Source organism: Moraxella nonliquefaciens (assembly GCF_001679005.1).
GTDB classification, from domain to species: domain Bacteria; phylum Pseudomonadota; class Gammaproteobacteria; order Pseudomonadales; family Moraxellaceae; genus Moraxella; species Moraxella nonliquefaciens.
In genome coordinates this window covers 405,219-425,843 of the sequence record NZ_LXTW01000032.1, presented here as the reverse complement: position 1 = coordinate 425,843, position 20,625 = coordinate 405,219, and the positions used below count along the sequence as shown (strand labels likewise).

The 20,625-nt window shown below is 43.6% G+C and carries 13 protein-coding genes; 10 read left to right on the top strand and 3 right to left on the bottom strand.

Annotated features, from left to right (window positions below):
- Both A7456_RS08930 and A7456_RS08925 read right to left on the bottom strand, forming a co-directional pair.
- On the bottom strand, positions 1-2,310 hold the full coding sequence (locus tag A7456_RS08930; RefSeq protein ID WP_227713240.1) for a site-specific recombinase: 2,310 nt from the start codon (positions 2,308-2,310) through the stop codon (positions 1-3).
- A 402-nt stretch (positions 2,311-2,712) separates the two neighbouring features.
- Positions 2,713-4,485 carry an acyl-CoA dehydrogenase C-terminal domain-containing protein gene (locus tag A7456_RS08925; RefSeq protein ID WP_067009701.1) on the bottom strand — a complete coding sequence of 591 codons (1,773 nt, stop codon included), beginning with the start codon at positions 4,483-4,485 and terminating at the stop codon, positions 2,713-2,715.
- A 1,036-nt stretch (positions 4,486-5,521) separates the two neighbouring features.
- On the opposite strand from A7456_RS08925, the gene A7456_RS08920 reads away from it, so the two are divergent.
- The 8 genes from A7456_RS08920 to A7456_RS08885 all read left to right on the top strand — a co-directional run bounded on the left by A7456_RS08920 (position 5,522) and on the right by A7456_RS08885 (position 17,072).
- Positions 5,522-6,811 (top strand): transglycosylase SLT domain-containing protein, encoded by a 1,290-nt coding sequence (locus A7456_RS08920; RefSeq protein WP_082995519.1) that lies wholly within the window; start codon positions 5,522-5,524, stop codon positions 6,809-6,811.
- Between the two features lie 21 nt (positions 6,812-6,832).
- Complete coding sequence (gene fghA / locus A7456_RS08915; RefSeq protein WP_067009697.1) at positions 6,833-7,660, top strand: S-formylglutathione hydrolase; 828 nt, start codon at positions 6,833-6,835, stop codon at positions 7,658-7,660.
- 203 nt (positions 7,661-7,863) lie between these two features.
- Positions 7,864-9,213 carry a NarK family nitrate/nitrite MFS transporter gene (locus tag A7456_RS08910; protein ID WP_066887902.1) on the top strand — a complete coding sequence of 450 codons (1,350 nt, stop codon included), beginning with the start codon at positions 7,864-7,866 and terminating at the stop codon, positions 9,211-9,213.
- A gap of 276 nt (positions 9,214-9,489) precedes the next feature.
- A complete protein-coding gene (locus A7456_RS08905; RefSeq protein WP_066887899.1) occupies positions 9,490-13,245 on the top strand; it encodes a nitrate reductase subunit alpha in 3,756 nt (1,251 codons plus the stop codon).
- Between the two features lie 132 nt (positions 13,246-13,377).
- Positions 13,378-14,916: a nitrate reductase subunit beta gene (gene narH, locus A7456_RS08900; protein ID WP_062499472.1), complete on the top strand. Its 1,539-nt coding sequence runs from the start codon at positions 13,378-13,380 to the stop codon at positions 14,914-14,916.
- Positions 14,917-14,929: 13 nt separating this feature from the next.
- A complete protein-coding gene (narJ, locus tag A7456_RS08895) occupies positions 14,930-15,727 on the top strand; it encodes a nitrate reductase molybdenum cofactor assembly chaperone (protein WP_067009694.1) in 798 nt (265 codons plus the stop codon).
- Positions 15,724-16,440 carry a respiratory nitrate reductase subunit gamma gene (narI, locus tag A7456_RS08890; RefSeq protein ID WP_066891175.1) on the top strand — a complete coding sequence of 239 codons (717 nt, stop codon included), beginning with the start codon at positions 15,724-15,726 and terminating at the stop codon, positions 16,438-16,440. The genes narJ and narI overlap by 4 nt, the downstream gene beginning before the upstream one ends.
- Before the next feature lie 203 nt (positions 16,441-16,643).
- The gene (locus A7456_RS08885) at positions 16,644-17,072 is read left to right on the top strand and encodes a hemerythrin domain-containing protein (protein ID WP_067009691.1); all 429 of its coding nucleotides are present in this window, start codon (positions 16,644-16,646) and stop codon (positions 17,070-17,072) included.
- Positions 17,073-17,151: 79 nt separating this feature from the next.
- Here the strand turns inward: A7456_RS08885 and A7456_RS08880 are convergent, their stop codons facing one another.
- Positions 17,152-18,906, bottom strand: coding sequence for a glutamine--tRNA ligase/YqeY domain fusion protein (locus A7456_RS08880; protein WP_067009687.1), 1,755 nt, complete (start codon positions 18,904-18,906; stop codon positions 17,152-17,154).
- Between the two features lie 294 nt (positions 18,907-19,200).
- Between A7456_RS08880 and A7456_RS08875 the strand changes: the two genes are divergently transcribed.
- Together A7456_RS08875 and A7456_RS08870 are read left to right on the top strand one after the other, a co-directional pair.
- Positions 19,201-19,710 (top strand): peptidylprolyl isomerase, encoded by a 510-nt coding sequence (locus A7456_RS08875; protein ID WP_066887880.1) that lies wholly within the window; start codon positions 19,201-19,203, stop codon positions 19,708-19,710.
- 81 nt (positions 19,711-19,791) lie between these two features.
- Entirely contained in the window at positions 19,792-20,595 is an 804-nt protein-coding gene (locus A7456_RS08870) for a UDP-2,3-diacylglucosamine diphosphatase (protein WP_067009683.1), read from the top strand.
- The last annotated feature ends 30 nt before the right edge of the window (positions 20,596-20,625 follow it).

Genomic DNA, 20,625 nt, shown 5'->3' with positions numbered 1-20,625 from the left:
TTACTTTGGTAATTGTGGCGGTTTGTCAGGTTTGGGTAGCGGGTTTTTGGCGTTGGTTTCACTGTTCATGTCAAGTCCTACCTCGCCTGCTTCAATGGGTTTGTCATCGTGTTTGACTTTATCAAGCACCTCTTGGCTTAGGTCAGTTTTGGCGACATTGACCGCATTTTGGATGTCTCTTAGGGGATCGGCTTTTTTACTGCCCAGACGACGAACAACCGAACCACTAGGAATGGCGGTCTCTTTGACGACATCATCATAGATAATACGCCCCTCGCTGTCAATGCGTGCGTATTGGATTGTCTCACTTCTGGGGATGAAAAAGTCTTTTGGGTGTGTGATTAGGTGTTTAAATATCAGTTCACCCAAACCTTTCCATTGACTAAAATTTACCTCCTTAGAACGCAGGGCAATCATAAGCGACAGTGAGAAACTGACGATGAGATTTACCATACCAATGAGCATCATACCAACAAAGCAATATAATGCCAGTTGCCATGTCAGATCAGCAGGGGATAAAAAAAACAATCCATGCACAAGATTGGCTGATGAAAAAGCGATGTGGCGAATGTCAAGTGGCAATCCAAGCATGTAACCGATGGTGGCGGTACTGCCTAAAAAACAGCCAAAGATAAAGTTACCCATAATCGCCCCAAGGTTCGCCTCTACAAAACCACCAAGACGGTTTTGCCAACTTTGGGGCATGATGCGAGCAAGCAGGCGATGGCGTTTGACCCGCTCACCGATTTTATTAAAGGCAGCAAGATTGTCATAATAACCTGAGATAAGCCCTGACAAGAACAAAAATACCCCAGCGATGGCAGCGTGTGGCAAAGACAGTGAACGCAAAGGGTCAAGTTCATGAAGCAGGTGAGCGGCCTTTTCGGTGCTAATCATTGGCTCACCATAAAACTGTACCCAAGCAAAGGCGATGAGCAGAGCGATGGGCATGGCGATAGAGATGTTGCCCATGATGGCGATGAATTGTGTTCTTAGTATGTCAACGATGAGTTCGGCAAGTTTGGTCAGTTGTTTGGTTTTTTTGTTGCCATTTTCGGAGATGGTTGATGCGATGGCGGCAGCGGTCATGGCAGGCTGTTTGGTAGCAACTGTTCCCCCTATGATGTGAATGCCAACAAAACCCAGACCATAAATCATGCTGTTCATGAATGCCTTACCGATGGGTGCAAGTACAAGCGATGCCCCTAGGATTTTTAAGGTTGCCATAAATGCGATGACAAAACCACCAATGGCTGCCTTTTTGTACATTTTTTTGTAGCCAAGTTTGTCGGTACTGATGTAGTGTTCACCCACTTGACCTGAGTTTTCGGTGATTTTACGAGACAGTAGGCGAGTGTTATTTTTGATGAGATAACCAAAACTGTATCGGGTTTTGGCGGTACGAACAATCTCTTGGGTTAGCTCTACAATGGCTTTATCACGGTTTTTGTTTTTGTCAGAGATTAGTTCAAGCAAAATGTGCATGCGATGAATGCTTTGTTCTAGGCGAACGAGCATGTTGGTCATGCGAATAGAAATGCCTGTTTTGTACACACGTTTACGAATATTTGCCACAATATCACTGCACTGTTCTAACATGACGAGCAAGGGGGCAGGGTCAATATCCACATCAGGCATGGTGTCGGTCATGGCATCTAAGTTGTGGGCTTGGCGGTATTGATTGACGAATAGAACGGTCTCTTGGTTTTGGGCGACAAAGGAGGCGGTATAATTTAAAACCTGTGGATAAGTGTCCATCATCTCAGCATGCAGTCCAATACCACTGATGCGGTAGGATAAAATCACTAAGGCATTTAAAATGCTATTTTTGGCACTGGCGACCAGTTCTAACCCACTCTCATCAACCTTGACAAGTTCCACAAGCTCATCCCAATGCTCAGAGGTGATGAGTGATAGCCATTTTTCATCGGTTGCCCCATCAAACAGATAATGGGCAAGCTCTACCACCGAATCCTCTTTGGGCAGCAGTGGCAAAAAACGATGCCCTATCAGACGGTTAATGCTGTGCGAAAAACTGTCATCAGAGATGATTCCAGTGTCTGCATAGAGTGTGATACGCTGATAGTTGTCCGTTAAACGTAAAATAAACGCCGCCAGCCCTGCACCATATTCAGGATTTTCTTTTAAAATCTCAATGAGTTCACGGACTTTGGCATTGACCGCCTCAGCATCATCTTCTGTTACCCTAAGTGCATCAATGAAGCGTTTTAAAGATGAGGGTTCAGGTAACTCTTGGAGTAGGCTGATGTATTGTAAAATATGGCGTAAGTCAGAGCTATGGTCTAGCAAAGGATTGTCCTTAATAAGCATTTAGATAAACTGGTTATTTTATCATAATTTTTGAAGATAATTAAAAATAACCTGTGTTTTTTACCATTTTTACAACAGAGGGTTAAAGCATAAAAGTTGATTGTTTGCCAAATTTGGCAGCGAGAAAAAAGACAACAAAAAGGACAATAAGCGTGTATGTCACTCATGAGATTTTATCATAATATGATAAACATATGATAAAAGGATGATGCCTAAGTTGGTAACCAAATAGGTTAAGCCATTTTTGAAAATGACCATCTGACCACTTAACTTGACACGAACCCAAACTTGACACGAACCCAAAAGCTAAGCAAAAGCTGTAAAAATCTGCCCATTTAACGGTTGGGTGTCAGTGGTTGGATTGGTTGATGTGCTATGAGTTTAGCCAAAAAATGTTTTATCAAATGCCATGATGCTGTCTGTCCCATTTTTTGCCATGACCGCATGGGCGTGCAGGCGTGGCAGGATACGAGCGGTAAAATAGTCAGCGAGACGGACTTTATCAGCATAAAAATCCCCATCCTTATCCGCACATGCCTTGACGGTCAGCACATACATATAAGCATAGCACAGATAGCCCACCGTGTGCAGATAATCCACCGCCGAGCCGTTAATGGCGTTGGGGTCGGCAGTTGCAACCTTGATAAGCTCGGCGGTCAAGTCTGTCACCGTATCGCACGCTCTTAGAGTTTCACTCTTTAATGGGCTATCGGGCAGAGTGCTTACGGATGCTTTGATTTCATCAATAAACGCACTCATCGCCCGTCCGTTGTCCTTGACGACTTTTCGCCCGAGTAGGTCAAGGGCTTGAATGCCGTTCGTGCCTTCGTAGATTTGGCTAATACGGACATCACGCACGATTTGTTCCATACCCCATTCACGGATGTAGCCGTGTCCGCCAAATACCTGCTGGCAGTCAATGGTGGCACCAAATGCCATGTCGGTCAAAAACGCCTTGGCAATCGGGGTCAGTAGGGCAACCTTGGCGGAAGCGGTCTTTTTGGCATTGTCATCGTCTGAGAACTTAGCTGTATCAAGTTCACGAGCGACATACATGGCAAAGGTGCGAGAAGCCACGCTGTTTGCCTTAGCGTTTAGGAGCATGCGACGTACGTCTGCGTGATGGATGATGGGGTCAGCTGGTTGTTCGGTATTTTTGATGCCACCATCGGCACGCCCTTGCAAGCGGTTATGGGCATAAGCACAGGCATTTTGGTATGCAAGTACACTTGCTCCAAGCCCTTGTAGTCCCATCGTTACCCGTTCGTAGTTCATCATGACAAACATGCTTGCAAGTCCTGTATTTTCTTCCCCAACCATATAACCTATGGCATTATCAAAATTCATGACACAAGTGGCGGACGCTTTGATGCCCATTTTGTGTTCAATAGACCCTGCTGTCACACCATTACGCTGACCTAACGTACCATCTGCATTGATTAAAAATTTTGGCACAATAAACAACGAGATGCCTTTTGAACCTGTTTTGGCATTGGGCGTTTTGGCAAGTACCAGATGAATGATGTTATCTGTCAAGTCATGTTCGCCTGCACTGATAAAAATCTTAGTACCACTAATGGCATAAGAGCCGTCAGCATTGGGGATGGCTTTGGTTTTAATGATGCCCAAATCTGTGCCTGCATGCGATTCGGTCAAGCACATTGTCCCTGACCACTGACCACTGTATAGCTTAGGCAAGTACTGTGCTTTTTGTTCATCACTGCCACTGGCAAGCAGGCACAATGTTGTTCCAACGGTGAGATTGGGATATAAGGCAAAGGATTGGTTTGTGGCAAAAAGCATCTCTTCGGTAAGCATGCTTACCATTTTTGGCATGCCTTGACCACCAAAATTAGGGTCGCCTCCAAGCCCCATCCATCCTGCATCTGCATAGAGTTTAAAGGCCTCCCTAAAACCTTTTGGTGTGGCAACTTTCCCATCCCCAAGATAGATTGCCCCTTCTTCATCACCCAATTGGTTTAGGGGCAGTAGCGTGGATGTGGCAAATTTTGCCATTTCATCTAAAATCATCTCCACCGTTTGGCTGTCTACATGAGACAGGGCAGGGGTATTTTGCCAAAAGGTTGGTGCATCAAAAATATCATTTAACACAAAACGCATCTCATCAAGAGGGGCGGCATAAGATAGGGTCATGGCAATGTCCTTGTGGTCTTTATTGAAAATTAGCCTTCACTTTATGTGAAAATTAAAATCATGTGAAATTAAAATCATGTGAAATTAAAAACATTGATAAAATTTAACCAAATATCAGTCATTTGGCAAGGTCTGTTTTAAACTGGTCGGTCATTTGTAAATAGGCATGGTAAAATAGGGCGTACCAGCACTGATGGCAGTATTGTAAAATATAGAATTGTAAAATATAGAATATAGTACAATTTAATGATTTTAATCCATTTTTCATTGCAAATACCCAAAGCAGATACCTCTTATAACAGTTTAAAAACACAACAACAATCAAAAACCATTCTCATTTGATAAGTATAAACAATCGTTTTTTATGATTGATTAAAATTTTAAAAAATAAATCATTGATTTTGGTTATTTTTATGACATAAATTAATGATAACTAATTGATTATTATAGTAATTTTTAAAATGACCCATGAGTTTATAAAATGGTATTGTAATTTTTATTTTATAAATAGTGTAGGAAAATTGATTTTACAATATTTTACAATGATGATATTTTTTGTGAATATTTGCTATTTTATGCTATCTGTCTTTAAATTAATACCGTATATCGCCATTTTACAATGTAATGATTGAACATCTGCTTAAATTACCTATATTAGGCCTAAAATTAATTTTTAACCTTAATTGATTATTTATTCTGCTTAGACAATCATAATATGTTTGTATTTGATTGGTTAAGCACTGCGAAAAGACTGCCAAAATTTTAGTTAAACCGTTTGGCTTTGCGTGATGATGCCCTCTGTGATGATTGGTCAAATTTGTCATCATGGATGAATGCAAGCAAATTAAGTTTGATGGCGAGATTATCATGATTTATGCGTCTTGTCTGTTGATGTCAAGTAACCCTAGCGTAATGGCTAAGAAAGTGCTTGAATGCCCATCATAGATAAGATGAATATCTAAAACAACGACCACACCATGCTCACACGGCGATGATTTGAGTTTGTGTGGTGTTGACGGTAAGATAGGAGAATATTATGCAAATCATTCGCACCAATAACCACCGATTTTATTATTCATGTTATGCCAACAACCCATCACTAAGCAATAACAATATTGATCCAAACTTTAAAACGACAACATTTAGACCATTTATTATCCAAAAGTCTGCCTTGTGCCTGTCAGAGATGAACAGGCAATCTCACCGAGGTGCTTTGGATGGATTTGCCCAAAGACTGACCATCTCACAATATAAGACAACAGCCATGCTTGCCAAATGGACATTGTGTTTGGGGGCAGTGTGGTTATCTGCTTTATTCATCAAAAGTTTGTTTGTACCAACCCCATCCACATCATCGCTGTCCACATTAGAGCGTGTGATACAAAAAGGTGAGATTGTCATGGCAACAACCAAAAGTGACAGCACCATCTTTAATCATGGCGACATTCAACATGGTTTTGGTCATGACATCGTCCATCGTTATGCTGATGAATTGGGTGTTCGTCTTAGCCTAAAAGTCTATGACAGCGAACAAGAGGCTCTAAACGCTCTACAAATGGGTAAGGCAGATGGTCTGCTAGGTGTGGCACAGACGAACATGGCAGGCGTGCGACTGGCGTGTAATGACGATACAGCAAAAAAAGTATCAAAGCATGGTCTAAATGCTAATATGTCGCTTATGTTTCATGCCAAAGATGACACTCTAGCACAGCATGCCAAAGACTTTTTGTGTCGCCCTGATGAGATGGCAATCACAGGTTCTACGGCACGTTTTTATGACCAAACGCTACTGGCAAATGAATACAGTGATAAGCACTTTAAAAGAGCCCTAAAACAACATCTGCCGCTGTATGAAAGTGCCTTCAAACGTGGTGCAAAGGCTCACAACCACGACTGGCAAGTGTTGGCTGCCATCAGCTATCAAGAATCACATCTTGACCCCAATGCCATCTCACGTACGGGCGTTGAGGGGCTCATGATGCTAACCCAAGATACCGCCAAAGCGATGGGCGTGAACAATCGTACCGATGCCATTCAAAGCATCCAAGGCGGTGCTAAATACTTAGAAGTGTTAGAAAAACTCTACATGGACGTGCCAGAGTCTGAACGTCTGTGGTTTGTATTGGCATCTTATAACATGGGCCCTAATGCCGTCAAACGCATTCAAAGCGAGCTTAATGCCAAAGGGCGAGATGGCAACAGTTGGATGGAATTTTATGGCTATCTGGCCCAAAATGTCAATAAGAATGGACGATATGCACAATGCATGCATTATGTGGCTAACATTCGTACGTATCTTGAAAGCATGAAAACCATGCAAGTATGATGAACAGTTAAGGAGATTGTCATGAAACACCTAGAAACCTTTCGTATTTTTAATGGTGAACAACAAATTTGGCAGCACGCATCAACTGTGCTAAATTGCCAGATGAAATTTGCCATTTATTTGCCCGATACTGTCAAGACCGAGCGTTTGCCAGTGTTGTATTGGCTGTCGGGCTTGACTTGTACCGAGCAAAATTTCATCACCAAATCAGGTTTTGCCCGTTATGCTGATGAGCAAAATGTCATTGTCGTAGCCCCTGACACCAGTCCACGTGGCGATACTGTGGCAGATGATGAGGCTTATGATTTGGGGCAAGGGGCGGGATTTTATGTCAATGCCACCCAAGGCAGATGGGCAGAGCATTATCAGATGTATGATTATATTGCGGGTGAGTTGCCAAGCCTGATAAATGAACACTTCCCGACCAATGGCAAACAGTCTATATTTGGGCATTCTATGGGTGGGCATGGTGCATTGATGATTGCCTTTAAAAATGCAGGAAATTATGCCAGTGTTTCAGCATTTTCACCCATTGTTGCCCCAAGTCAGGTTCCGTGGGGACAAAAGGCATTTGGTGCGTATTTGGGCGATGATAAGGCAGATTGGCAAGCGTATGACAGCGTGGCACTTTTGGCAAAATATCGCCCCACGTTACCGATTTTGATTGAGCAGGGCGATAAAGATGCGTTTTTAAGCGAACAACTAAAACCTGAATTATTCTGTCAGATGGCAGATGAATTGGGTGTGGACTATCAATATCATTTGCAAGAGGGTCATGACCATAGTTATTATTTTATTGCCACATTCATTGGTAAACATATCAACTTTCATGCACAGCACCTAAGATGATTATTTAAAAAATAAAAACGTGGTCAAAGATGATGTCAAGACATATCCAAAGAGATAATATGGCTGTCTTTTGTTGGTTGCTTATTGTCTTTATACCCCCAAAGTAGCATTTACGCCATGTTTTATTCATCATTAGGATAAGCGAAAATTTGTCCAATTCCCCTTAAAATAACCAAAATTTTAACATACCCTAAGGGGACAACATGAGTGCAAAAAACCAACTAAACGGCGGAGGTGTGATTCACGACTGGCGACCTGAGGATGAGCAGTTTTGGGAAAATGGCGGTAAGCAGACTGCCAGTCGCAATCTGTGGATTTCTATCCCTGCTCTGTTGCTGGGCTTTGCGGTGTGGGTCATCTGGTCGGTGGTGGTTGTGCGTATGCCTGATGCTGGCTTTAATTTTAGCAAAGATGAGTTGTTTTGGCTTACTGCCTTACCTGCTTTATCAGGGGCGACTTTGAGAATTTTTTATTCGTTTATGGTGCCTGTATTTGGTGGACGGCGGTGGACGGCTCTGTCTACGGCAAGTCTGCTTATCCCCATGCTGTGGATGGGATTTGCCCTACAAAACCCCAATACACCATTTAGCGTGTTTGTCATCATTGCTTTATTGTGCGGTTTGGGTGGGGGTAATTTCTCATCTAGTATGTCCAACATCTCGTTTTTTTATCCCAAATCCAAGCAAGGCACGGCTTTGGGGCTAAATGCAGGACTTGGCAATTTGGGCGTATCTACCGTGCAATTTGTTGTCCCTGCGGTCATTGGCTTATCAATCATTGGCACAGGCGTTACACTTGACAACGGTAAGAGCTTATATCTGCATAACGCCGCCTTTGTGTGGGTGCCTTTTATTGCATTGATGGCGATATTGGCATGGTTTTTTATGAATGATTTATCTTCTGCCAAAGCATCTTTTAAAGACCAATCCATCATCTTTAAACGCTATCACAACTGGGTCATGTGCATACTGTACTTGGGGACTTTTGGTTCATTTATCGGCTTTTCAGCGGCGTTCCCCATGCTCATCAAGCAATCTTTTGCTGACATTGACCCCTTGAAAGTCGCTTTTTTAGGTCCTTTGGTGGGAGCGATATTCCGTCCTGTTGGTGGCTGGCTTGCTGACAAAATGGGTGGGGCAAGGGTTACGTTTTTTAACTTCATTGTCATGGCAGTAGCAACCGTTGGCGTGATTGTCTTTTTGCCAAAAGATGGCACAGGTGGCAGTTTTGCAGGGTATTTTGCTTGCTTTATGGTGTTGTTCATCACCACAGGCATTGGCAATGGTTCAACCTTTCGCATGATTCCTGTCATTTTTCGCACACTTCACGAACGCAAAAACTCGCCCGACCTTATCAATGTCGCCAGAAAAGAATCGGCGGCGGTGGTTGGGTTTACAGGAGCATTTGCTGCTTATGGGGGGTTTTTCATCCCTAAGATGTTTGGCTGGTTTGGGGTAAATAGTACGCTTATCATGCTCATCGTCTTTTATGTGATTTGCCTTATGATTACATGGTGGTATTATGGTCGTAAAGGGGCACAGTATCCTTGTTAATGTGATGTTTGTCTATGACTACAAAACTTTACAATTATCATAACCCAAGAATAATTAGCACGTTTGCCTGTTTATAAAATCCCATCATAGGCGTTTGGGACAACCCTGTGATGGGATTATTGGGCAAAGCAGATATTTTTGGACAGTTGTTAGTAATCCCTTAGTATTATCCCCTTAGCCGTCAAGTTAATACCCTAGCTTGACGCTTTTCTTTATAGTAAGCTCATTAATTTAGCCAAAAACTTTTTAAGTTTAGCCAACCCACAAGGGGGATTTATGAGCCATTTATTAGATCAATTTCGTTTTTTTAAGAAAAAAACGGGCGAATACGCTGATGGACATGGTGAGATTCGTGATGAAAACCGTGATTGGGAAAACAGCTACCGCAGTCGTTGGCAGTTTGACAAAATTGTCCGTTCCACTCACGGCGTGAATTGCACAGGTTCATGTTCATGGAAAATCTATGTCAAAAATGGTCTGGTAACGTGGGAGACTCAGCAAACCGACTACCCACGCACTCGCCCAGATTTGCCCAACCACGAACCTCGTGGTTGCCCTCGTGGTGCATCTTATAGTTGGTATATGTATTCTGCCAACCGTGTCAAATACCCCAAAGTACGTAAGCCTCTGTTAAAACTGTGGCGTGAGGCCAAAGCAACTTACAAAAATCCTGTGGATGCATGGGCGAGTATCGTAACCGACCCAGCTAAGACCGAACAATATAAATCCAAGCGTGGCATGGGGGGTTTTGTTCGTTCATCATGGAATGAGGTTGTTGAGATTATCGCCGCCTCCAACATTTATACCGCTAAGACCTTTGGCCCTGACCGCATCATCGGGTTTTCACCCATTCCTGCCATGAGTATGATAAGCTACGCCGCTGGTTCTCGCTATCTGTCGCTCATCGGTGGGGTATGTTTGTCGTTTTATGATTGGTATTGCGACTTACCGCCAGCATCTCCGATGACATGGGGTGAACAAACAGACGTGCCAGAGGCTGCCGATTGGTATAATTCTGATTACATCATCGCATGGGGGTCAAACGTGCCCCAAACCCGTACCCCAGATGCTCACTTTTTTACCGAAGTACGTTACAAAGGCACAAAAACAGTTGCCATCACACCTGACTATGCCGAGATTGCCAAACTGTGCGACCTATGGCTAAACCCAAAACAAGGCACAGATGCAGCTTTGGCACAGGCGTTTTGTCATGTGATTATCAAGGAATTTTATCTAAAAAATCCAAGTGCCTATTTTATCGATTATGCCAAACGCTATACCGATTTGCCCATGCTTGTCATGGTAGAGGGTGAAGGGCAGTCAGCACGAGCAGGGCGTTTTTTACGTGCATCTGACTTAGTGGATAACCTAGGTCAAGACAACAACCCTGAATGGAAAACCATCGCCGTCAATGATAATGGTGAACTTGTGTCGCCTTATGGAGCAATTGGTTACCGTTGGGGTGAGAGTGGTCGTTGGAATTTAGAGAATAAAGAGGGTACAAATAATACAGACGTAAACCTAAGCCTAACTCTAAAAGACTCAGGTGAGATAACAACCGTTGGTATGGATTACTTTGGCGGTGATGAACATCCTTACTTTACCGCAGCCCAAGGTGACAGCATCCAGTATAAAAACGTGCCTTGCAAATCTTTGGTGTTGGCAGATGGTAAGACGGTCAAAGTGGTTACGGTGTTTGATTTAATGCTTGCTAGCCTAGGTGTGGATAATGGCGTAGGTAACCAACATGTAACGGATGATTATAATGATGAAACCGTGGCAGGCACACCCGCCTGGCAAGAGAAAATCACAGGCGTCAGCCGTGAAAAAGTCATCCAAATCGCTCGTGAATTTGCTGAAAATGCCGATAAGACACATGGCAAATCCATGATCATCATCGGAGCGGGGGTAAACCATTGGTATCACATGGACATGAACTACCGTGGTGCTATCAACATGCTGATGCTTTGTGGCTGTATCGGTCAGTCAGGTGGTGGTTGGTCTCATTATGTTGGTCAAGAAAAACTAAGACCGCAGACAGGTTGGGCACCTGTTGCCTTTGCCCTAGACTGGCACAGACCGCCACGCCACATGAATGGCACGAGCTTTTTTTATAATCACAGCTCACAATGGCGACATGAGAAAGTCTCTGCCCATGACATTTTATCAGCACATGCCAATAAATCGCATTTTCCTGAACACATGCTAGATTATAATGTGCGTGCCGAGCGTGCAGGTTGGTTGCCATCTGCTCCACAGCTTAATGTGAATCCCTTAGAGCTTGGTCGCCTTGCTAAGTCGTCGGGGCAAGACATTGAGAGTTATGTTGTGGATAATTTGGCAAGTGGCAAAGTGCGTTTTGCTGCCGAGTCGCCTGATAATCCAGCCAACTTTCCACGTAATCTATTTATTTGGCGTTCAAACTTGCTTGGTTCATCAGGTAAGGGGCATGAATATATGCTTCATTACCTGCTAGGCACCAAGCATGGTATTTTGGGTGAGGAGACCATTCATGATGGCATTCGCCCAACTGAGATTGACTTTGAACCAAATGGGGCAACGGGCAAACTTGACCTTGTTACCACGCTTGATTTTAGAATGTCATCCACTTGCTTGTACTCGGACATCGTACTACCAACCGCCACATGGTATGAAAAAGATGATTTAAACACCTCTGACATGCACCCTTTTATTCACCCCTTGACAGCCGCTACCGACCCTGCGTGGGAGTCTAAGACAGACTGGGAAATCTACAAACTCATCGCCAAAAAATTCTCCGAGTTGTCTGTTGGTCATCTTGGTGTGGAGACAGATATTGTAACCCTACCCATGCAACACGATAGCGAGGGTGAGCTTGCCCAGCCCTTTGGTGGTACCGACTGGAAGACCCAAGGCGTACGTCCAGTTCCTGGCAAAAACTGCCCACACATCAAGGTTGTGGAACGTGATTATCCATCCACTTATGCCAAATTTACATCGCTAGGCACACTCATGGACAAACTGGGCAATGGCTCAAAAGGCATTACATGGGATACCAAAGAAGAGATTAAGCTATTAGGTGATCTTAACTACACCGTTACCGAAGATAACGTGGCCTATGGTCGCCCACGCATAAACACCGCCGTGGATGCTGCTGAGACCGTGCTGATGCTTGCTCCTGAGACCAACGGACATGTTGCGGTCAAAGCATGGGCGGATTTGTCAAGTAACACAGGGCGAGATCATACGCACCTTGCCAAATCCTCCGAACATGAAAAAATCCGTTTTCGTGATATTGTCGCCCAGCCTCGTAAAATCATCTCATCACCAACGTGGTCGGGACTGGAATCTGACAAGGTGAGTTATAACGCAGGGTATACCAACGTACATGAACTCATCCCTTGGCGTACCATCACAGGTCGTCAACAGTTCTATCAAGACCATCCTTGGATGCAGGCATTTGGTGAGCAGTTACAGCAGTATCGCCCACCGATTGACACCAGAACCACAGACGAGTTAAAACGCTATCAGTCCAACGGCAACAAAGAGATTGTGCTTAACTTTTTGACACCACATCAAAAATGGGGGATTCACAGTACTTATTCAGAGAATCTATTGATGCTGACCTTAGGTCGTGGTGGGCCTATCGTGTGGATGAGTGAGATTGATGCCAAAAAAGCAGGCATTGAAGATAACGATTGGATTGAGGTCTTTAACCATAACGGTGCCATCACCGCTCGTGCTGTTGTCTCACAACGTGTCAAAGAGGGCATGACCATGATGTATCACGCCCAAGAAAAACTGGTTAATATCCCAGGTTCTGAAAATTCAGGCACTCGTGGCGGCATTCACAACTCAGTTACCCGAGCAATCCTAAAACCTACGCACATGATTGGCGGTTATGCTCATCAAGCGTACGGCTTTAACTACTATGGTACGGTCGGCTGTAACCGTGATGAGTTTGTCGTCGTGCGTAAGATGGCAAATATTGACTGGCTAGAAGGTAAACCTGATGACAGTCTGCCAGCTCCATTGCCTACTACTTTGGGCTGATAAAACGCTAAGTTTATCCCTTTTGGTGGCATGGTAAGCCTTTGACAAAAGGGGTAAACTAAACCAAATTTTGACCTACCGATGTTCTTTAAATGTTAATAATTTATAAGAACTAGGCATAAGGGGAAACCTATGAAAATTCGCTCACAAATTGGCATGGTGCTAAACCTTGATAAATGTATCGGTTGCCACACCTGTTCTGTTACTTGCAAAAATGTTTGGACAAGCCGTGAGGGTATGGAATATGCGTGGTTTAACAACGTAGAATCCAAGCCTGGTATCGGCTATCCCAAAGAATGGGAGAACCAAGAAAAATGGCGAGGTGGCTGGATTCGTAACGCCAACGGTTCTATCAACCCAAGAATTGGGGGTAAGTTCCGTGTGCTTGCAAATATCTTTGCCAACCCTGACCTGCCAACCCTTGATGATTATTATGAGCCATTTGATTTTGATTATCAGCATCTACACACCGCCCCACTAGGAGATCATCAGCCCATTGCTCGCCCACGCTCTCTTATCACAGGTAAGCGTATGCAAAAAATTGAATGGGGGCCTAACTGGGAGGAAATTCTAGGTTCTGAATTTGCCAAACGTCGTGCCGATAAGAACTTTGACCAGATTCAAGCTGACATTTATGGCGAATACGAAAACACTTTTATGATGTATCTGCCACGTTTGTGTGAACACTGCCTAAACCCAACGTGCGTGGCATCTTGCCCATCAGGAGCCATCTATAAGCGTGAAGAAGATGGCATTGTACTTATTGACCAAGACAAATGCCGTGGCTGGCGTATGTGTATCTCAGGTTGTCCTTATAAGAAAATCTATTATAATTGGAAATCGGGCAAATCTGAAAAATGTATTTTCTGCTATCCACGTATTGAATCGGGTCAGCCAACCATCTGCTCTGAGACCTGTGTTGGACGTATTCGCTATCTTGGTGTGCTATTGTATGATGCTGATAAAATAAAAGAAGCTGCCAGCACCCCAAATGAAAAAGACCTGTACAAAGCCCAGCTTGATGTGTTCTTAGACCCCAATGACCCTGCCGTCATTGAGCAAGCTTTAAAAGATGGCGTACCCATGAGCGTCATTGAATCCGCCCAAAAATCACCTGTATACAAACTGGCAATGGATTGGCAACTTGCCCTGCCTTTGCATCCAGAATACCGCACCTTACCGATGGTATGGTATGTGCCACCGCTATCGCCAATCCAAAACGCCGCCGAAGCGGGCAAAGTAGGCATGGACGGGCTTATCCCTGATGTTGATAGCCTGCGTATTCCTGTCAAATATTTGGCGAACATGCTGACAGCAGGCGATGAAGCCCCCATCAAACTTGCCCTAAAACGTCTGCTTGCCATGCGTTCTTATAAACGCATGCAACTTGTGGATAAGGTTGAGAGTCAAGCGGTTCTCGATGAGGTGGGTCTAAGCAAACATCAAGTAGAAGAGATGTATCGCTATTTGGCAATCGCTAACTACGAAGATCGTTTTGTCATCCCAACGGCTCACCGTGAAGAGGCATTGTCTGATGCTTTTGCTGACAGAAATGGCTGTGGTTTTACCTTTGGTAATGGCTGCACAGGTAATAATGACGTCAGTATGTTCGGTCAACGCAAATCCAATCGTCGTGAGATGATAGAGACTGTGCAGACGTGGGAGCATTGATGTGGAGAGTGATATGAATCATCTTGATTTTAAATTACTAAAAGTGATAAGCCTGCTGATGGATTATCCATCTGATGAGCTGTTTACTGATGATACTTTAAATGCGTGCAAGGATATTGTGGCAACATCAACACTCATCAGTCCCAATGTTCGCCATGAAATTAATGCCTTTATTGATGAGTTATCAAATAAAGGGGCGATTGAATCCCAATCGGTCTATGACAGCTTGTTTGAACGCGGGCGTTCGTTGTCTCTTTGGTTGTTTGAACACGTACATGGTGAGAGCCGAGACCGTGGGCAAGCAATGGTTGATTTGATGGGGCAGTATGAGCAGGCAGGTTTTGCCATTGATGTTAAAGAATTGCCTGACTATTTACCCATGTATTTAGAATTTTTGTCTTATAAGGCTGGCATGGCAGATGATATTGAGATTCGCATGGACATTGCTGATGTTAGTCATATCATCGCCTTGCTTGGGGCAAGACTTGTGGACAAGAACAGCGACTATGCTGGGCTGTTTAAAGCATTACTACAAATCGCAGGTAAGCCTTTGACCATCATTGATGAAGAGCTTGCCAAGATGGGCAAAGAAAAAGTTGATGATACAACTTTTGATGCCATTGATAAGGAATGGGAAGAAGAAGCCGTGGACTTTTTGGCGGCTAAGCAAGAAGAGCGTTGTCCATCAAGCCAAACCGATGTCCGCATCGCTGAGACCTTAGCAAGACAAGCCCAAAATGAGAGCGAAATCCCTGTGCATTGGGTGGATTTTAAAACCAATAAAACCGTTAGCCAAGGAGTGTTATCATGATAACCGCAATCGCAGCTGTAACCCCGGAAAACTGGATGCACATATTTTTATACGGCATCTATCCTTATATTGCTTTGACGGTATGTATTTTGGGATGTTGGGCAAGATTTGACTTGTCGCAGTATACATGGCGTGCAGGGTCAAGCCAAATGCTAAATGATAAGGGAATGCGTGTGGCGAGCAACTTATTCCATGTTGGCATTCTTGTGGTACTGTTGGGGCATTTCTTTGGCATGCTAACCCCCCATTTTGTCTATGAACGTATCATCACCGCTCCCCAAAAACAACTCCTTGCAGTCATCGTAGGCGGTATTGCAGGTGTGATGTGTCTTGTGGGATTGCTTATGCTGATTTGGCGGCGTTTTACCGACCCACGGGTGAGTCATACGTCTACATTTAGCGATAAAATGTTACTTGTTATCATTTTGGTGCAGTTGCTTATGGGACTTGGTACGATTTTTTCATATCCACATCATAAAGATGGAGCACTGATGGTATCGCTTGCAGGTTGGGCTCAAAACCTTGCCATCTTGCGACCTGTTTATGCGGCGTCTTTGGTAGAGGATGCAGGTCTGATTTATAAGTTGCACATGTTCTTAGGGACAACGCTGATTCTGCTTGTGCCATTTACTCGTCTTATCCACATCATCTCCGCACCGATTTGGTATTTGGGCAGACGTTATCAGATTGTCCGTCATAAGACATCGCAGTAACCTGCCTGATTTTAAAAACCATTTTCTCGGTTTTTGCCACAAACATCGCCCTAGTGTTTGTGGTTTTTTTATTTTATAATAAAATTTGGTTCTGGTTTAAAAAGTATGCTATTAAGAAAACCGTTCGTGGTGAGCTTGGGAAACCTAGTTCAGCATACTTTTTAGACTACTACCTAAAACTTAATTAACAAACAGGAGCCCCCATGAAACGACATCCTACCTTACAGCCCTTATCTCGTCAGCACCATTTAGGCTTGGTCATCGCCAACAAAGGCAAATCCGCCACCGATGATGACAAACTTATCCACCATCAAGCCTTGGTGGAGTATCTGACCGTTGCCATTCCCACGCATTTTGAGATTGAGCGGACACGCCTTGCCGATGTAATTTTGACAAAATTATCCGATGACAAAGCGGTTAAATTAGCAAAGCAAATGCTTGATGAGCATGAATACATTGAGAGCCTACTTGTCAATACCGACCCAAGCGTCGACGATGTCAAGGAGCTTGCAAATGCGTTGTATGACCATATCCGCTTTGAAGAGCGAGAGCTTTTTCCCATTGCTGAGACGGTGCTAAGCGATGATGAGCTTTTTGCCATTTATGAGGCGAGTGATGAGAATGTAAAATGAACGAGTTAAAAGCTGGGCAATGGAATTAAAAAGCCAAACACCACGTTTGGCTTTCGTTTAATTTTAAAATTGCTAAACATTATTTAAATCCGTCTTTTAATCCCACAATCTGATTAAACACAGGTTTATCGGTGCTATGCTCCACGCTGTCCGCCACAAAGTAGCTTTCACGTTCAAATTGGAACTTGTCATCGCCTTGTGCCTGTGCCAATGACGGCTCTACAATGGCATTGATAACCTTGATGGAATTGGGATTGACATGGGTGAGTACCCATAATGCGTCATCATCAGCATCTGGATTTGCTGTTTTAATGCTGGCAAAATGTTCATCGGATATCTCATCATCTTCAAGGAGCAAATGCTCATACAGTCGCACGGTAGCAGGCACACCATGACTTGCCGATACCCAGTGAATCACGCCTTTGACCTTACGTCCTTCTGGGTTGTTGCCCAGTGTTTTGGGGTCAATGCTGGCGATGAGTTCTACCACCTCACCTGCATCGTCTGTGATGTATTCTTCAACTTTTAATACATAGCTGTTACGCAGGCGGATTTCGGGGTTTTGGGGTGATAGGCGTTTATAACCGTTTGGAGGTGTGATTTTAAAATCAGATTTATCAATATAGATGGTTCTGGTAAAGGGAATCTCACGTTCACCATGATCCGCTTGGGGGTGTTTGGGCTGAGTAAGCCACAATACGCCATCATCTAAGCGAGCTTTGACCGTGTCTTTTTTAAGTTTTTCAAAATCAACCACCGCTTCATCAAAATTTTTGATGGTAACTTTTAATGGATTTAGCACTGCCATGCCACGATTGGCGGTATTTTCTAGTACGCTTCTGATGCTAAATTCTAATTGGCGAAAATCTACCACACCGTCCGCCTTAGACACGCCAATACGTTCACAAAAATCACGCAAACCCTCGGCAGGATAGCCACGTCTTCTCATGCCTGCAATGGTTGGCATGCGTGGATCATCCCAACCTGATACCACACCCATATCCACAAGGCGTTTTAATTTACGTTTAGACGTCAATGTATGGTCAATGTTTAGGCGACTAAATTCGTATTGTCTGGGTGGTACATCAAAGCCCACTTTTTCTACCAGCCAATCATAAAAAGGGCGATGGTCTTCAAATTCAAGCGTACAGATAGAATGCGTAATTCCCTCATGGGCATCTGACAAGGGGTGAGCGTAGTCATACATGGGATAAATGCACCATGTATCGCCTGTTTGATGGTGGTTTGCGTGCATGATACGATAGATGACAGGGTCTCTCATGTTTATGTTAGTGTGATTCATGTCAATTTTGGCACGCAGTACCGCCTCGCCTTCTTTGTATTTACCGTTTTTCATGTCGTCAAAACGGGACAGATTTTCATCGATGCTGACGTTACGTTGTGGCGATTCCACAGATGGCTTGCCAAAACCACCACGATGTTCACGAATCTCGTCAGGCGTTTGCAAATCTACATAGGCATCGCCTTGTTTGATGAGTTTTACCGCCCACTGATATAATTTGTCAAAATAATGCGAGGTATAACGCACCTCTGCTGCCCAGTCAAAACCCAACCATGCCACGTCTGCCTTGATACTATCTACATAATCTTGATTTTCAGCGATGGGGTTGGTGTCATCAAAACGCAGGTTGCACGCCCCATTAAATTCTTGTGCCACACCAAAATTTAGACAAATAGATTTGACGTGTCCGATGTGCAAATAGCCGTTTGGTTCAGGAGGAAAACGGGTCAAGATGCTGTCATGCTTACCACTTGCTAGGTCATCACGGATGATTTGGCGGATAAAGTCGTTTTTTTCAGGTAAATCGGTCATGGGTTTTTCCATTATTTAAAAATCTAAAAGTATTTAAAAATCTAAAAGCGTAAATTTTATTATTTTAGCATAATTTTTATGTAAATTGACAAAATAAAAATTCCATAAGTGGCAAAAAATAAATGAGATTTTTGGATGATTGATTGAATTTACGATGATTTTTAAAAGTCTGCTCCCTAACTGTCTGATGCTCTTTTGCATGCTTTTGTTGTTTTTTGTGTTATTTGTCAAAATGTTGGTGATTTTATGCTATACTATGCCATCTTTTTTTAATTTGAATTTAAAGGAGTTCCTATGGACATGCCCATTGTAGAATTTGATACCACACACGGTGCGATTGTCATTGAACTTGATGCCCAAAAAGCCCCTGTTACGGTGGCAAACTTCCTTGATTATGTTGAAAGCGGTCATTATGACGGCACGGTTTTTCATCGTGTGATTGACGGCTTTATGATACAAGGCGGTGGCATGGACAGTAAGATGAATGAAAAACGTACAGGCACACCCATCAAAAATGAAGCGGATAATGGTCTAAAAAATGACGTTGGCACCATCGCCATGGCACGTACATCAGACCCACATTCAGCGACTGCCCAATTTTTTATCAACGTCAAAAATAACGACTTTTTGAACTACACCAGCCCAACACCACAAGGCTGGGGCTATGCAGTCTTTGGTAAGGTTACAGACGGCATGGACGTGGTCAACCAAATCAAAGGCGTGGCGACAGGGCGTTATGGTCATCATGCAGACGTACCGACCACGCCAGTTGTGATTAACTCCGCCAAAGTGATTTCCAAATAATCAGCCAATAATTAACCTAAGTTATTTTGGTTGTAGGGGCGAATCATGTTCGCCCTTTTTTATCATTTATAAAGCTTTGCTATGCAACGATTTGACCATCTTTTAACCACTCGCCCCCATGACATTAATGCGGTATTTGTCAGTGATTTGCATTTGTCAAGTGATACGCCTGCCCTAAATGAGGCATTTTTGGCGTTGGTGCAAGATTTGTCCGTTTTGCCAAATTTGCAAAGCCTTTATATCTTGGGCGATTGGCTGGACGGTTGGATTGGCGATGATGATTATTTGACCTTATCCGATGACAAAAAAGCACGGCATTTTTTAACGCCCATTTTAAATGCCTTAAAAACCCTATCTACAACAACCACCATTTATGTCATGCACGGCAACAGAGATTTTACCATCCGCCAAAGCCTGTGCGATACCTTTAATGGCATACTTATCAAAGAACCGCATTTTTTAACACTTTTAAATGGCATAACTATCCGCCTAGAACATGGCGACAGGCTATGTACCGATGATAAGGCGTATCAGCGTTACCGAAAAATCATCCAAAACCCTGTCATCTCTTGGCTGGTTTTAAAACAGCCCCTAGCTTATCGCCAACGCCTCGCCCAAACAATCAAAATCAAAACCAAATCCCACAAACACCAAAAATCCACCGCCATCATGGATGTAAACACACAAGCGGTCAATCAAGCCATAAAAACATGCAACATTCTGCTACACGGACACACACACCGCCCCAATGTTCATAAATTGGGCGGTAAAAAACGCATGGTACTTGGCGATTGGCGGTATATCGATGACAAAGTGCAAGCGGTGATTGGGGCGGTGGACAGTGATGGCGTAGGGCTTTGGGTGTTTGATTGGTTTGTAAAATAAACGCCATTTTTAACGTTATATCAGCAATCC

Excerpts from the sequence above, each read along its gene's own strand:
- A7456_RS08925 (WP_067009701.1), bottom strand. The coding sequence starts at position 4,485 with ATGACCCTATCTTATGCCGCCCCTCTTGATGAGATGCGTTTTGTGTTA.
- A7456_RS08920 (WP_082995519.1), top strand. The coding sequence starts at position 5,522 with ATGCAAATCATTCGCACCAATAACCACCGATTTTATTATTCATGTTAT.
- fghA (WP_067009697.1), top strand. The coding sequence starts at position 6,833 with ATGAAACACCTAGAAACCTTTCGTATTTTTAATGGTGAACAACAAATT.
- A7456_RS08910 (WP_066887902.1), top strand. The coding sequence starts at position 7,864 with ATGAGTGCAAAAAACCAACTAAACGGCGGAGGTGTGATTCACGACTGG.
- A7456_RS08905 (WP_066887899.1), top strand. The coding sequence starts at position 9,490 with ATGAGCCATTTATTAGATCAATTTCGTTTTTTTAAGAAAAAAACGGGC.
- narH (WP_062499472.1), top strand. The coding sequence starts at position 13,378 with ATGAAAATTCGCTCACAAATTGGCATGGTGCTAAACCTTGATAAATGT.
- narJ (WP_067009694.1), top strand. The coding sequence starts at position 14,930 with ATGAATCATCTTGATTTTAAATTACTAAAAGTGATAAGCCTGCTGATG.
- narI (WP_066891175.1), top strand. The coding sequence starts at position 15,724 with ATGATAACCGCAATCGCAGCTGTAACCCCGGAAAACTGGATGCACATA.
- A7456_RS08885 (WP_067009691.1), top strand. The coding sequence starts at position 16,644 with ATGAAACGACATCCTACCTTACAGCCCTTATCTCGTCAGCACCATTTA.
- A7456_RS08880 (WP_067009687.1), bottom strand. The coding sequence starts at position 18,906 with ATGACCGATTTACCTGAAAAAAACGACTTTATCCGCCAAATCATCCGT.
- A7456_RS08875 (WP_066887880.1), top strand. The coding sequence starts at position 19,201 with ATGGACATGCCCATTGTAGAATTTGATACCACACACGGTGCGATTGTC.
- A7456_RS08870 (WP_067009683.1), top strand. The coding sequence starts at position 19,792 with ATGCAACGATTTGACCATCTTTTAACCACTCGCCCCCATGACATTAAT.